The 14,223-nt window shown below is 59.4% G+C and carries 14 protein-coding genes; 10 read left to right on the plus strand and 4 right to left on the minus strand.

The annotated features are described in order from the left end of the window. Nucleotides 1-19: 19 nt before the first annotated feature. From proS to MR935_RS09415, 3 genes are all read left to right on the plus strand, one after another. On the plus strand, nucleotides 20-1,459 hold the full coding sequence (gene proS / locus MR935_RS09405; protein ID WP_290572979.1) for a proline--tRNA ligase: 1,440 nt from the start codon (nucleotides 20-22) through the stop codon (nucleotides 1,457-1,459). 48 nt (nucleotides 1,460-1,507) lie between these two features. After that, nucleotides 1,508-2,374, plus strand: a complete 867-nt coding sequence (locus MR935_RS09410; RefSeq protein WP_290572980.1) for a mechanosensitive ion channel family protein — start codon at nucleotides 1,508-1,510, stop codon at nucleotides 2,372-2,374. Nucleotides 2,375-2,542: 168 nt separating this feature from the next. Next, the gene (locus tag MR935_RS09415) at nucleotides 2,543-3,919 is read left to right on the plus strand and encodes a hypothetical protein (RefSeq protein ID WP_290572981.1); all 1,377 of its coding nucleotides are present in this window, start codon (nucleotides 2,543-2,545) and stop codon (nucleotides 3,917-3,919) included. Nucleotides 3,920-3,987: 68 nt separating this feature from the next. Here MR935_RS09415 and MR935_RS09420 read toward each other — a convergent pair whose 3' ends face one another. Next, nucleotides 3,988-4,932 (minus strand): L-lactate dehydrogenase, encoded by a 945-nt coding sequence (locus MR935_RS09420; protein WP_290572982.1) that lies wholly within the window; start codon nucleotides 4,930-4,932, stop codon nucleotides 3,988-3,990. Between the two features lie 188 nt (nucleotides 4,933-5,120). Between MR935_RS09420 and MR935_RS09425 the strand changes: the two genes are divergently transcribed. From MR935_RS09425 to MR935_RS09435, 3 genes are all read left to right on the plus strand, one after another. Continuing rightward, entirely contained in the window at nucleotides 5,121-6,386 is a 1,266-nt protein-coding gene (locus MR935_RS09425; protein ID WP_290572983.1) for an S-layer homology domain-containing protein, read from the plus strand. A 115-nt stretch (nucleotides 6,387-6,501) separates the two neighbouring features. After that, complete coding sequence (locus MR935_RS09430; RefSeq protein ID WP_290572984.1) at nucleotides 6,502-7,662, plus strand: M20 metallopeptidase family protein; 1,161 nt, start codon at nucleotides 6,502-6,504, stop codon at nucleotides 7,660-7,662. 182 nt (nucleotides 7,663-7,844) lie between these two features. Next, nucleotides 7,845-8,441 (plus strand): rubrerythrin family protein, encoded by a 597-nt coding sequence (locus MR935_RS09435; protein ID WP_290572985.1) that lies wholly within the window; start codon nucleotides 7,845-7,847, stop codon nucleotides 8,439-8,441. A gap of 178 nt (nucleotides 8,442-8,619) precedes the next feature. On the opposite strand, the gene gltA is transcribed toward MR935_RS09435, so the two are convergent. The 3 genes from gltA to MR935_RS09450 all read right to left on the minus strand — a co-directional run bounded on the left by gltA (nucleotide 8,620) and on the right by MR935_RS09450 (nucleotide 11,259). After that, nucleotides 8,620-10,011, minus strand: coding sequence for an NADPH-dependent glutamate synthase (gltA, locus tag MR935_RS09440; RefSeq protein WP_290572986.1), 1,392 nt, complete (start codon nucleotides 10,009-10,011; stop codon nucleotides 8,620-8,622). A gap of 1 nt (nucleotide 10,012) precedes the next feature. Beyond that, complete coding sequence (locus MR935_RS09445; protein ID WP_290572987.1) at nucleotides 10,013-10,864, minus strand: sulfide/dihydroorotate dehydrogenase-like FAD/NAD-binding protein; 852 nt, start codon at nucleotides 10,862-10,864, stop codon at nucleotides 10,013-10,015. A 158-nt stretch (nucleotides 10,865-11,022) separates the two neighbouring features. After that, nucleotides 11,023-11,259: an SH3 domain-containing protein gene (locus MR935_RS09450; protein WP_290572988.1), complete on the minus strand. Its 237-nt coding sequence runs from the start codon at nucleotides 11,257-11,259 to the stop codon at nucleotides 11,023-11,025. Between the two features lie 207 nt (nucleotides 11,260-11,466). Between MR935_RS09450 and MR935_RS09455 the strand changes: the two genes are divergently transcribed. The 4 genes from MR935_RS09455 to MR935_RS10820 form a co-directional block, all read left to right on the plus strand. Next, on the plus strand, nucleotides 11,467-12,249 hold the full coding sequence (locus MR935_RS09455) for a basic amino acid ABC transporter substrate-binding protein (protein WP_290572989.1): 783 nt from the start codon (nucleotides 11,467-11,469) through the stop codon (nucleotides 12,247-12,249). A 77-nt stretch (nucleotides 12,250-12,326) separates the two neighbouring features. Next, nucleotides 12,327-13,109 carry an amino acid ABC transporter permease gene (locus MR935_RS09460; protein WP_442863033.1) on the plus strand — a complete coding sequence of 261 codons (783 nt, stop codon included), beginning with the start codon at nucleotides 12,327-12,329 and terminating at the stop codon, nucleotides 13,107-13,109. Continuing rightward, complete coding sequence (locus MR935_RS09465; RefSeq protein ID WP_290572990.1) at nucleotides 13,096-13,818, plus strand: amino acid ABC transporter ATP-binding protein; 723 nt, start codon at nucleotides 13,096-13,098, stop codon at nucleotides 13,816-13,818. The genes MR935_RS09460 and MR935_RS09465 overlap by 14 nt, the downstream gene beginning before the upstream one ends. Nucleotides 13,819-14,061: 243 nt before the next feature. Continuing rightward, on the plus strand, nucleotides 14,062-14,223 hold a 162-nt coding region (locus tag MR935_RS10820), incomplete at its 3' end, for a sigma factor-like helix-turn-helix DNA-binding protein (RefSeq protein ID WP_442863034.1).

Consider the following 14,223-nt stretch of genomic DNA (forward strand, 5'->3'; position numbering starts at 1 on the left):
GAAAAAGTGAGGGAACACAATGGCAGAAAAGAAAAAGCTGGTCAGCGAGATCACGTCGATGGACGTGGATTTTGCCCAGTGGTACACGGATATCGTCAAAAAAGCCGAGATGATCGACTATTCCTCGGTCAAGGGTTGCGTCATCATGCGTCCGTATGCGCAGGCGCTGTGGGAGAACATCCAGAAAACGCTTGACGGCATGTTCAAGGAGACTGGGCATGAGAACGTCGCCATGCCGCTCTTCATCCCTGAAAACCTGCTGCAAAAGGAAAAAGACCACGTCGAGGGCTTTGCGCCCGAAGTCGCATGGGTGACGCACGGCGGCTCAGAAAAGCTCGAGGAGCGCCTGTGCGTGCGCCCGACCTCGGAGACGCTGTTCTGTGAGCACTATGCCAAAATCGTCCGCTCTTGGCGCGATCTGCCCAAGCTGTACAACCAGTGGTGCTCGGTCGTGCGCTGGGAAAAAACGACCCGTCCCTTCCTCCGCAGCCGCGAGTTCTGGTGGCAGGAGGGACATACCGTGCACGCGACCGAGCAGGAAGCGCGCGAGGAGACCATGCGTATGCTCAACGTCTACGCTACGTTCTGCGAGGAATATCTAGCCATGCCGGTGCTCAAGGGACTGAAAACCGACAAGGAGCGCTTCGCGGGCGCGGTCGAGACCTATACCATCGAGGCAATGATGCACGACGGCAAGGCGCTGCAGTCGGGCACCTCCCACTATTTCGGGGACGGCTTTGCGCGTGCGTTCGATATGCAGTTTGCCGATAAGAACAACACCTTGCAGTATATGCACCAGACCTCATGGGGCGCTTCCACCCGCCTGATCGGCGCGATCATCATGACGCACGGCGATAACGAGGGACTGGTGCTGCCGCCGCGCATCGCGCCGGTGCAGCTGGTCGTCATCCCGGTCGCGGCGCACAAGCCGGGCGTTACCGAAAAGGCGCAGGAACTGCTGGCGGCCGTCAAGGCGGCGGGCATCCGCGCCAAGATCGACCTTTCGGACAACAGCCCCGGCTGGAAGTTTGCCGAGTATGAGATGAAGGGCGTGCCGCTCCGTTTGGAGGTCGGCCCGCGTGATATCGAGCAGGGACAGTGTGTGCTCGTCCGCCGCGACACCCGCGAGAAAACCGTTGTCAGCTTCGCGGAGCTGGCCACCGCCGTGCCCGCGCTGCTGGAGGATATCCAGCGGGCGATGTTCGAGCGCGCGCGCCGCAACCGTGAGGAGCATACCTACACCGCGCATTCGCTCGATGAGATGAAGCAAATTGCCGCCGCACATACCGGTTTTGTCAAGTCCATGTGGTGCGGCGAGCTGGCGTGTGAGGAGCGCGTCAAGGAGGAGGCAGGCATGTCGTCCCGCTGTATGCCGCTGGAGCAGGAAAACCTTGGCGACGTTTGCCCGATCTGCGGCAAGCCTGCAAAGAAGATGATCGTTTGGGGCGTTGCGTATTAAAGCGGGCGGTCTGACCGGTCGCCGACGCATGGAAAGGAGCATTCGCTGATGACAGGGCAACTGGAAGCTTTCTTCGCCACCCGGTTCGGCGCGTTTTTTGGCTCTGTGGCGTTTGCCGTCGTGGTCGTGCTGGCGACATGGGCCGCCTCGCGCGTGGTCGACCGCGTCATGCGCCGCTTGGTCGAGCGGCATCGCGGGCGGGACGACGGCATGGCCACCGTGCTGGCGTTTGTGCGCTATGTGGCGGTGACGGCGGTGTATTTCGCGGGCTTCATCATCATCGTGTCAAGCATTCCGCTGCTGTCAGGTGCGGTTAAAACGGTGCTGACGGCCGGCGGCGTGATCGCTGTTGTCGGCGGTTTGGCCGCGCAGGAGGCGCTGGGCAGTGTGGTCAGCGGGGTGATGATCCTCGCGTTCAAGCCGTTTAAGATGGGCGATGTGGTGCGCTATGTGGATAACAACATTTCGGGCGTGATCGAGGAGATCACGCTGCACCACACGACCATCCGCACCATGGAAAGCAAGCGCGTCATCATCCCCAACAGCAAGATGAACAGCGCGATCATCGAGAACGCCGACTATGCCGACAGCAAGGTCTGCGTGTTCCTTGAGGTCGGCGTGACGTATGAGTCCGATATCGACCTTGCCAAACAGCTGCTGATTGATGAGGTCGCGCGCCAGCCGGCATATCTGGATGTGCGCACCGAGGCGCAAAAGGCCGAGAACGCCCCGCCGGTGCAGGTGGTCGTGCTTGCGCTGGCAGACAGCGCGGTCGTGCTGCGTGCGTCGCTGTGGGCAAAGGATAACGGCACAGCGTTCGCGCTCAAGTGTGCTGTGCTCGAGGGCATCAAAAAAGCCTACGACGGGAACGGCGTGGACATCGCGTATCCGCATCTGACCATTGTCCAGAAATGAGCTGCCGCGGTGCGAGAACTATTCCGCCGCGCCGTTACATAGAGAATATGAACAAATTGTTAACAACGGCAAAATCACGATGCTTTTGCTTGAAATTTTTCTGCAATCTGTTAAACTATAACATAGAGCAGCCTGAAAATGCGCTGCAATAGAAGGAGGAAAAGACATATGAAGAAAAAACTGCGTCTTGCTGTGGCCGGCGTGCTGGTTGCTGCGGGGTTGGCGGCCACCGCGGGTGCGGCCAGCTTTGAGTCCAGCGCGGATAAGCTGAAGGATGTCGGCCTGTTCCAAGGCGGCACCGCGGGCTATGAGCTGGACCGCGCGCCCACCCGCGCCGAAGCGGCTACCATGCTGGTGCGTCTGCTCGGCAAGGAGGCCGAGGCCAAGGGGCTGGAGTACACCGCGCCCTTTACCGACCTGGACGATTGGCAGAAGCCCTATGTGCAGTATCTGTACACCAATAAGCTGGCCAACGGTGCTTCGGAAACGGCCTTTGAGCCGGAGGGCAAGTGCACTGCGCAGATGTACACCACCTTCCTGTTGCGCGCGCTGGGTTACAGCGATGCTGCGGACGGAGACTTCACCTATGCGGGCGCTGTCGACTACGGCAAGTCGCTGGGTCTGGTCGATATCGCCAACTGCGATGAGACCAACTTCCTGCGCGACCATGTCGCCGCGATGAGCCTGACCGCGCTCCACACCGGGGTAAAGGATGGCGAGACCGACCTGCTGGATAAGCTGGTGGCGGATGGTGCAGTCGATCAGACCAAGGCCGCCAATCTGCAGGCATTCTTCAAGGCGTATGACGCATATGTTGCCGTGTCCGACGAGATGAACGCGACCAAGATGGACATGGATATGAACATCAGCGCGGACGTTAAGATGGAAGGCGAGCCGTTCATGAGCCTGACCATGCCGGTCAACCTGAAGGCAGACATGGATCTGGAAAAGATGGATCAGTCCAAGCTGGCGCTCGTCGGCGCGGCGCAGATGAAGCTGGCGGCCGAGCTGACAGGCGAGGGTGAGGACAGCACGATGGATATGCCCATCGAAATGTACTACACTAATGGCTGGTACTACATGAACATGCAGGGCGAGAAAATGAAGATGGCGATGAGCTTTGACGACATGATGGAGCAGATGGGTGATATGACGCAGATGCCCCAGCAGTCTGAGCCGATCTGCCTGATCGATTCGATTGAGACCACGGGCAACAAGACGGTCATCACCTACTCTCCCAGCGGCCTGACCGGCATGATCAGCTCTGTGCTGCAGCAGGTAGGCGTGGCGAAAGAGGACATTGCGATGGAGATCAAGGATATCAATTCCTCTCTGACGCTGACCGATGGCAAGCTCACCGCGATGAATATGTCTGCTATGCTTTCGATGACGGTGGAAGGCACCACGATGGATATGAGCATGAAGGCAGACTACACGATCAAGGCGCTGGGTGACGGCGTGCAGATCACGCTGCCGACCGATCTGGATACCTACACGGATATGGGTACTATGACCGAGGTCGAGGCTCCTGCTGCTGCGGCGTAACAGAACAAAAAATCGGAACGGATGCAATGCCGTTCCGATTTTTCTTTGGTGGAAACTGCGTGGCGGGCTTACATGCCCAGCTCGGCGATGACCGATTTCATTTTTTTGGCCGAGGCTTGCAAGGCGCGCAGCTCATCGTCTGACAACGGGATATCCAGCACGGTTTCCGCCCCGTTTTTGCCCACAACGGTCGGCAGGCCGAGACAGAGATCGTCCACGCCGTAGTGCCCGGTGATGAGCGAGGAGACCGGCAGCACCGAATGCTCGTCGCGCACGATGGCCTCCGCGATGCGGCGCACGGCCATGCCGATGCCGTAATAGGTCGCGCCCTTGCTCTCGATGATCGAGTAGGCTGCGTCGCGCACGTTCTCGTAAATGCGCTGCATTGCGCCGAATGAATCATCCTTGCCGGTGATGCGGCAGTAATCAGCAAGATCAACGCCCGAGATGTTGGCACTTGACCAGACGGCAAGCTCGCTGTCGCCGTGCTCACCGATGATAAAGGCATGGACATTGCGGCTGTCCACGCCGACGTGCTGCCCGACAAGGTATTTGAGCCGCGCGGTGTCCAGCACAGTGCCCGAGCCGATCACGCGCCCGGCGGGCAGGCCGGAGAGCTTTTGCGCCATATAGGTGAGCACGTCCACCGGGTTGGAGACGATCAGCAGTACAGCGTAGCGGTTGACCGCCATCAGCTGTCCGATGATGGAGGACAGAATGGCATGGTTGCGGCCGAGCAGCTCGACGCGGCTCTCGCCCGGCTTTTGGTTTGCGCCTGCGGCGATGACGATCAGGCCGCAGCCGGCAAGGTCGGCGTAGCTGCCCGCGCGCACACGGCAGGGCTTGGCAAAGGATACGCCGTGGTTGATGTCGGCGGCTTCGCCCTCTGCTTTTTTCTGGTTCATGTCCACCAGCACAAGCTCGGAAAACAGCCCCGAGGTCGCCAGTGTATAGGCGCTCGTCGCGCCGACAAAGCCGACGCCGATCACGCCGCATTTTTGCAGACTGGTCATGGATAGCGCTCCCTTCATAATGCAAGAATCAGGAAAAGAGACCGGCTGTATGGGGGACATCGGCTCTTATCTTTTCAGTAGTTTGCCTTTGCGGCTTGAAAAAATACATTTGCGTGCTATAATGAAAAGCAGCGCCGGAGGATACGGCGCGGCCTGTTATCATAGGATACCACAAAGGAGATTTTTGTATGAACAAGTTGCTTCGAACGGTCTGCGCGGGCGTGCTGCTCGCCGGCGCGTTGACGGTTTCGGTGTTTGCTGCTGATTTTACGGAATGCGCTGACCATCTGAAAGCGCTCGGCCTGTTCCAAGGCACGGCGCAGGGCTATGAGCTCGACCGCGCGCCCACGCGCGCCGAGGCGGCAGCCATGCTGGTGCGCCTGCTCGGTAAGGAGGACGAGGCGCGCGCGCTGCCGTATGACGCACCGTTTACCGATTTGGATGACTGGCAGAAGCCCTATGTGCAGTATCTCTATCAAAATGGGCTGACCACCGGCGTGACTGAGAGCACATTCGACCCGCAGAGCATGTGCACCGCGCGGATGTACGCGGCGTTTCTCCTGCGCGCACTCGGCTATACCGAGCGTGCGGGCGATTTTACTTACCGCGAGGCTGCGGATTTTGCGCTGTCGATCGGCCTGTACGACCCGGCGACCGTGGACGAGGCACGTTTTCTGCGCGACCATGTGGCCGCGGCCAGCTATACCGCGTTGTCCATTGCGCCCAAGGATGAGCAGCAGACGCTGCTTGACCAGCTGACCGGACAGGGCGCGGTCGATGCTGCGGCGGCAGAGCCGTACCGTGCGTTGTTTGCGGATTATGCGGCTTACCGCCGCGCGACGGATAAGATGGACGGTGTGACCGCGCTCTCCCTCACCCATGCACTGACCCTGGATGCGGGCAGCTTTGCCATGCAAAGCGATGAGAGCATTGCGCTCGATCTGGCGGCTCGCACCTCGCTGAGCCAGCGCACGGTGACGCTGACGGCTCCGGGCGGGCTGGAAAAGACCTTCACGGCGGAGAGCTACACTGCCGGCGGCTACCGCTATCTGCGGCAGGACGGTGTGCGCTCGCGCCGCGCGCTCAGCGAGGCGCAGATGAGCGCGGCCTTCACGGGATATGCGCGTGTGCCGGTCGCGCTGATCGAAAGCGTCACGGCCATACCCGCAGGCAGCTATACCATCGCGTACAGCAAGGCGGGCATGGCGCGGCTGGATGCCGTGCTCGAAGCTGCGAAGGCCGCAGTCGGTGAAGTGGAGGCGCTTAGGATCGAGGATTTGTCGGTCACGCAGACCACGGCGGATGGCTATGTCAGCGCACAGCAGGTGCAGCTGGTATTTTCCGGTGAGGAGGTCAGCGGCACGGTGAAAAGCGTCATGCAGCTGGTGGAGCAGGGTGGGCAGGTGACGGTCGCCGTGCCGAACGACCTTGACCAGTATCCGCTGGTCGGGTGAAATGCCCGGTTTGCAGCAAGGTTGATGCTGATAAAGCAGCGCCCGGTGACGGGCGGCATCCACAGGATGGACGGCGCATCACCGGTCGCTCATGATCGAGAAGAGGAGGGGACATATGAGTATCATGGAGGAAGTCCTGCGGCTGCGGGACGAGTTGATCGCGCTGCGCCGCGATATTCACCGCCATCCCGAGCTGGGCTGGCAGGAGACGCGCACGCAGGCACTCATTTGTGCGCAGATGGACGCGCTGGAGATTCCGTATGAAAAGGTGTGCGGCACGGGCGTGATCGCTGTGCTGGAAGGCGGTGCGCCGGGGCCGGTTATTGGTCTGCGTGCCGATATGGACGCACTCCCGATCACGGAAAAGGGCGCGTGTGCATATGCTTCGGAAAATCCGGGCGTGATGCACGCTTGCGGACACGATTGCCACGTTGCCATGCTGCTGACGGCCGCGCGTGTGCTCAAGGCGCACCAGAGCGAACTGTGCGGCACGCTCAAGCTGATCTTCCAGCCTGCCGAAGAGCTGATCGAAGGCGGCCGCGCCATGTGCGAGCTGCCGCAGCTGGCCGACCTTGACCGCGTATTCGGTGCGCATATCTGGGTCGATCTGCCGGTCGGCACATTTTCGGTCGAGCCGGGGCCGCGCATGGCCAGTGCGGATAACATCTACCTGACCGTCAAGGGAAAGGGCGCGCACGGTGCGCAGCCGCACAACGCGGTGGACGCGATCGTAGCCGCCTGCCATGTGGTGAGCGCACTGCAAACGGTCGTCAGCCGCAATACCACGCCGCTTGAGCCGGTGGTCGTGACGATCGGTACGATCGAGGGCGGTACCTCATCCAACATCATCGCAAATGAGGTAAGGCTGGCTGGTACGGTGCGCTCGTTCAGCCCCGCGGTGCGGGACGCGACCGAAAAGCGTCTGGAGCAGGTCGCCTGCACGGCGGCGCAGACCTTTGGCGCAAGCTGTGACTTCACCTACCGGCGCTGCACACCCGCGACCATCAATGAGCCGGCCTCGACTGAGATCGCGCGGCAGGCCGTCGAGACGCTGTTCGGCGCGCAGGCACTGGTGCATCTGGAGAAAACGACCGGTGGAGAGGATTTCGCGTGGTTTTTGGAGCACGTGCCCGGCTGCTACTTCTTCATCGGTGCGCGCAATGAGGCGGCGGGTAAGTGCAATCCGCTGCACCATGACTGCTTTGATATTGACGAGCAGGCGCTGGTGAATGGCACGGCTGCGTTGGTGCAGATCGGCCTAAATGCCGGCCGGTAAAGACAAAAGAGCAGCGGATGTTACATGGTTTGCAGAATATCCACCATATTTGTACATATGTCGCGTCAATATGTAATCAAAATGTAACTGGAATATATTCTACATACGTAGTAGTATAGATGGCAGTAGGGGGGAATCCCCTTGATATTTTCCATTTTAGGTATGAAAAGGAGGATTTTAAAATGGGAATTCAGAACACAAAAACAGAAGAAAATCTTCGCAAAGCGCTGGCTGGCGAGTCCATTGCCCGCAACAAGTATACATACTTTGCGCAGGCGGCTCGTGAGAACGGCGATGAAGAGGTAGCCTTTGCGTTTGAGCAGATGGCTAAGAATGAAATGATGCACGCGAAGTTCTGGTTCGAGCAGCTTTACGGCAAGCCGGGCGACACCAAGACCTGCCTGCTGCAGGCGGCGCGTGGGGAATATGACGAGTGGCAGGATATGTATCCCTCGTTTGCAAAGCAGGCCAGAGAGGACGGCCTTGAGGAGCTGGCCACCATGTTTGAGCGTGTGGCAAGCATCGAGCGCAGCCACGAGAGCCGCTTTATGACGCTGCTCGCCAAGCTGAAAAAGGCCGATCCTGCGGTCGCGCCTTCGTCCGCGCCGGCGGCTGAGGCGGCCGAGGATGAGGAAGCCGAGGAAGTGGTTTCCGCGCCCCGCCAGAAGGCGCAGGGCTACCGCTGCCAGTTCTGCGGCGCGACCTTTGATGAGCGTCCGGATGTATGTGAGGTTTGCGGCGCAATCGGCGCATTTGACTTTGTAGACTACTATAAATAAGCCGCGGGCGTGGCCCGGGGCGCTATGGAGCAAGGCTGCGGCGGCCTGCAAGCACGGTCGCGGCCTTGCTCCTGCCATACTCGAGTTTGCGCCGCAGTTGGGGCGGCACGGCATAACAAAAGGGCAGATACCGGTTGGTATCCGCCCTTGTTTTTGTTTGCGGTGCTGGTTTGCGCGCTTACTGCTTGCTGCGGATGTACTCATCCATCGCGGCAGCGGCGCGCTTGCCCGCGCCCATGGCGAGGATGACGGTAGCCGCACCGGTGACGGCGTCGCCACCGGCGAACACACCCTCCTTGGAGGTGATGCCGTGCTCATCGTCGGCCACGATGCAGCCCTTGCGGTTGGTGTCCAGACCCGGGGTGGTGGTGCGGATCAGCGGGTTCGGACTGGTGCCTATGGCCGGAATCACGCAGTCCAGCTCAATCGTGAACTCGCTGCCCTCGACCGGGACAGGGCGGCGGCGTCCTGAGGCGTCCGGCTCGCCTAGCTCCATTTGCTGGCAGCGCAGACCGGTGACGTTGTATTCCTCGTCGGTCAGCACCTCGAGCGGCGCAGTCAGGAACTTGAAGATGATGCCCTCCTCCTTGGCGTGGTCGATCTCCTCAAGACGGGCGGGCAGCTCGGCCTCCGAGCGGCGGTAGACGATATAGACCTCCTCCGCACCCATGCGCTTGGCGCAGCGCGCCGCGTCCATGGCGACATTGCCGCCGCCGACGATGGCGATCTTGTGCGCGTGCTGGATGGGGGTTTCGGCATCCTTTTCGTAGGCTTTCATCAGGTTGATGCGGGTCAGGTATTCGTTGGCTGAGTATACGCCGTTGGCATTCTCGCCCGGCACGCCCATAAAGGACGGAAGACCCGCGCCCGAGCCGATAAATACGGCCTCATAGCCGTCCTCGAACAGCTCGTCGATCGTCTCCGACCGGCCGACGACAAAATTGAGCACAAAGGTGACGCCAAGCTCCTTGAGCGTGTCGATCTCCTTCTGCACGATCTCCTTGGGCAGACGGAACTCCGGGATGCCGTACATCAGTACGCCGCCCGCCGTATGCAGCGCCTCGAACACGGTGACGGCATAGCCGAGCTGCGCCAGATCGCCTGCGCAGGTGAGACCGGCGGGGCCGGCGCCGATGACCGCGACCTTGTGGCCGTTGGGCACAGGCTTTATGATTTTTTCCTCACCGCTCTCGCGGGCGTAGTCGGCAACAAAGCGCTCCAGACGGCCAATGGCGACCGCCTCACCCTTGATGCCGCGCACGCAAATCTCCTCGCACTGGGTCTCCTGCGGGCAGACGCGGCCGCACACGGCGGGCAGCGCGGAGGTCTCCTTGATCTTGGCGGCGGCTTCGAGGAACTTGCCCTCGGCAACCAGCGCGATGAACTCGGGGATCTTGACCTGCACCGGACAGCCGGAGATGCAGGGCTTGTGCTTGCAGTTGAGGCAGCGCTTGGCCTCTTCGATCGCCATTTCAGGGGTATAGCCCAGCGTTACTTCTTCAAAATTCTTATTGCGAACGTCCGCCGGCTGCTCAGGCATGGGGACTTTTTTGGGATTCATATTCGCCATGTTATTCGACCTCCTTCTTGTACAGGTTGCAGTGCGCCTCGCGGCGCTCGACCGCGGCCTTTTCCTGCGCCTTGTACATGGCGGCGCGGCGCATAGAGCTGTCAAAATCGACCAGATGGCCGTCGAAGTCCGGGCCGTCTACGCAGGCGAACTTTGTCTCGCCGCCGACGGTCAGACGGCAGCAGCCGCACATGCCGGTGCCGTCCACCATGATGGTGTTCATTGAAACGACGGTCTTGATGCCGTAGGGGCGGGTGGTCTCGCACACGAACTTCATCATAATCATCGGGCCGATGGCGATGACTGCGTCATACTGGTTGCCCGCGTCGATCAGCTCCTGCAAAACCTGCGTGACGAGCGCCTTGCGGCCGTTCGAGCCGTCGTCGGTGACGATGTACAGATTGGTGCTGGCAGCCTTCATCTCGTCGGCAAGGATGATGAGATCCTTGGAGCGGAAGCCTGCGATCAGGTCGACCTCACAGCCCATTTCGTGCAGCTTTTTGGCCTGCGGGTAGGCGATGGCGCAGCCAAGGCCACCGCCGACGACCGCGACCTTCTTCAGCCCCTCCAGCTCGCTCTCGCGGCCAAGCGGGCCGACAAAGTCGCACAGGCAGTCACCCTCGTTCAGCATACCAAGCGCCTGCGTGGTTGCGCCGACCTCCTGAAAGATGATCGTCACCGTGCCCTTGGCACGGTCGTACTCCGCAATCGTCAGCGGGATGCGCTCGCCGTCCTCATCAACGCGCAGGATGATGAATTGGCCGGGTTCGGCCTTGCGCGCAACATGGGGCGCGTCGATCACCATCAGCTTGGTGTTGACGTTGAGCGTCTTCTTTTTCAATATCTGATACACTCTTTTCAGTACCTCCTCATTTATCGCATCAAACACATTTATTATACTGTGCCGACAGGATAAACGCAAGGCAAAATGACGACATAAATCTGGCTGCATTGACGGAATGCGGCAAACATCGTCTGCCACATGCGTCCAAGGTGGGGGTGCGCAGTGCTTTAGTAATGAAGCACAAGGCAGTCGGCGGGTAGATAGCCCTTGCGCCCGTCGTAATAGGTGGCAAACCAGCTGCCGCACCGGCCGCAGAGGGAGAGCACCTCTCCATCCGTCAGCTGGCCGATCACACAGGCGGTCGAGCGCGGTTCAGCGCGGATGGGCAGCCAACCGGTGGGGGTCTCGATCGTGGCGGTGTGCACGGTGGGGCGGTATGTAGAAGCGGGAGAACGGGATGACATAGCAATACCTCCAAAACGGTTTTGATGCTGTCAGACTATGCCGCGTGCAGGCGGCTTGTCACAAAATGGCGCGCTATAAAATTTGCCATAATAAAATCCTGTATTTTGCCGATTTTGAGGTTGCATTTTTAAACACAGCATTGTATAATAAATCTTGTTTGAATGGATCGGTTGTGTTTCAGCCGAATATTGAGAGGAGTAATACCTATGAAGAAGCTTTCTGCTGCCATGCTGAGCATGGTGCTGGCCGGCTCGATGCTGCTCACCGGCTGCGGCGGCAACAATACCAACGCGCAGGCCGGGGCTGACACCGGTGCGGCCGAGGGCGGTACCCTGCGCATGGGCACCAACGCCGCGTTTCCGCCGTATGAGTTTATGGATGAGAACAATCAGGTTGCCGGTATCGACGCTGAGATTGCCGCTGCCATTGCCGACAAGCTCGGCATGGAGCTGCAGATCACCGATATGGCGTTCGATTCGCTGATTCCTGCGTTGCAGTCGGATACGATCGACATCGTGCTGGCCGGTATGACTGTGACCGAGGAGCGCGCTGAGAGCGTTGACTTTACCGATTCCTACTCGACCGGCGTGCAGGTCATTATCGTGCCCGAAGGCTCGCCGATCACCACGCCGGACGATCTGGCGGGCAAGACCATCGGCGTGCAGTCCGGCACGACCGGCGATATCTACTGCACCGGCGACTACGGTCAGGAGAATGTCAAGCAGTTTGAAAACGGCGCGATGGCGGTCGCCGCGCTGGCCAATGGTCAGGTGGACTGCGTTGTTATCGACAACGAGCCGGCCAAGGCCTTTGTCGCGGCCAACGAGGGTCTGGTCATCCTCGATACCGAGTACATCACCGAGGATTACGCGGCTGCTGTCAACAAGGGCAATACCGAGCTGCTGGACAAGGTGAACGCTGCCATGGCCGCGCTCAAGGAGGACGGCACGATCGACGCGATCGTCGGCAAGTATATCACGGCTGCGTAATGCGGCGGAACACCAGAGGGGACGGCGCACAGACGCCGCCCCTTTTGCCGATTTTGAACAAGGAGAGGGGATAATCTGTGATCGGCATCAAATTTGCAGATTGGATACTTGCAGCCCCCGGCTGGATACAAGGTCTGCCTAAGGGACTTCAGAACTTTTTCTTTCAGCTTTACCAGACTTTTATCTATCAGGATCGCTGGAAGTGGCTGCTGAGCGGCTTGAAGATCACCTTTATCGTGACGATCGGCGCGCTGCTGCTGGGCGTGGTGATCGGTCTGGTCATTGCCATCATCCGCTCGGCGCATGATTCGCGGCGCATCGGCAAGCCTAACCCGCTGCTGAGCATTTTGAACGCGGTCTGCAAGGTCTATCTGACCGTCATCCGCGGCACGCCGATGATGGTGCAGTTGCTCATCATGTGCTACGTTGTCATGCAGCCCAAGGACGAGATGGGCTCGATCCTCTGCGGCATCGTTGCTCTGGGCATCAATTCAGGCGCATATGTGGCCGAGATCGCACGTTCGGGCCTGATGTCGATCAGCGGCGGGCAAATGGAGGCCGGGCGCTCGCTTGGCCTGAGCTACGGGCAGACCATGTGGTATATCATCATCCCGCAGGCATTCAAAAACATTCTGCCTGCGCTGGGTAATGAAATGATAACGCTTTTGAAGGATACCTCGCTGGTCTCGGTCGTCATGCTGCGCGATGTGACCAAGCAGGCGCAGAACATCGTTGCCAACACCTATTCGGCCTATGTACCCTATATCAGCTTGGCGGTCATCTATCTGGTCATCGTATTGATTTTGACCAGACTGCTCGGTATGCTCGAAAGGAGGCTGCGCGAAAGTGATCGTCGTTAGAGACCTGCATAAGTCCTTTGGCGACCATGAGGTGCTGAAGGGCGTGAATGAACGCATTGAAAAGGGTGAGAAGGTCGTCATCATCGGGCCGTCCGGCTCGGGCAAGTCGACCTTTCTGCGCTGTCTAAACTTGCTCGAGGAGCCGACCGGCGGCAGTATCATCTTTGAGGGGCAGAACATTACCTCTAAGGAGACCGATATTAATATTGTGCGCCGCAAGATGGGTATGGTGTTCCAGCAGTTCAACCTGTTCCCGCATCTGACGGTCAAGGAGAATATCAAGCTTGCGCCGGTCAAGCTCAAGATCATGACCGACGCGGAGGCGGACAAGCGCGCGATGGAGCTGCTCAGCCGCGTCGGCCTGCCGGACAAGGCCGACCGCTATCCCATTCAGCTTTCGGGTGGCCAGCAGCAGCGCATTGCCATCGCCCGCGCGCTTGCGATGAACCCGGATGTGATGCTGTTTGACGAGCCGACCTCGGCGCTCGACCCGGAGATGGTCGGCGAGGTGCTTGAGATCATGAAGGAGCTGGCGGATGACGGCATGACGATGGTCGTGGTGACGCACGAGATGGGCTTTGCCCGCGAGGTTGCCACCCGTGTGCTGTTCATGGACGGCGGCAACGTCGTCGAGCAGAACGAGCCGCAGGCGTTCTTTGCCAACCCGCAGCATCCGCGCTTGAAGGATTTCCTGGGCAAGGTGCTGTAAGCTGCGCTGCTTGGATATGGGATGCAAAAATGCCCTGTCGGGTGCGGTGGGGCTGACACGACAAAACCGGACGGTTTGGCCGTCCGGTTTTTTGCCTTGCGCGGTGGTGCTTTAGGGAAAATGAGAAAGCGGATGGGAAAAGTCCATCCGCTTTTTATAGGTAAGTTGTAAAAATAAGTGCAACAAGAGACAGTTGGTCTCATGCTGCACTTATTTTTTTATGTGTGAAAGCGGGGTGATACTATGAATGCTAAAATCAATAAAATCACAGATGAGGATCGCAGAATCATCTACGAGATGTGGACGAATGGCTATACGCAGGTCGAGATAGCGGAAGCATTGCATATTTCAGTAGGCAGTCTGCGCAATGAAATGCTCAAGGGCTTCAATGGCGAATTTTATGTG

Origin of the sequence: Agathobaculum sp. (assembly GCF_022775115.1) — a bacterium.
GTDB lineage: Bacteria > Bacillota > Clostridia > Oscillospirales > Butyricicoccaceae > Agathobaculum.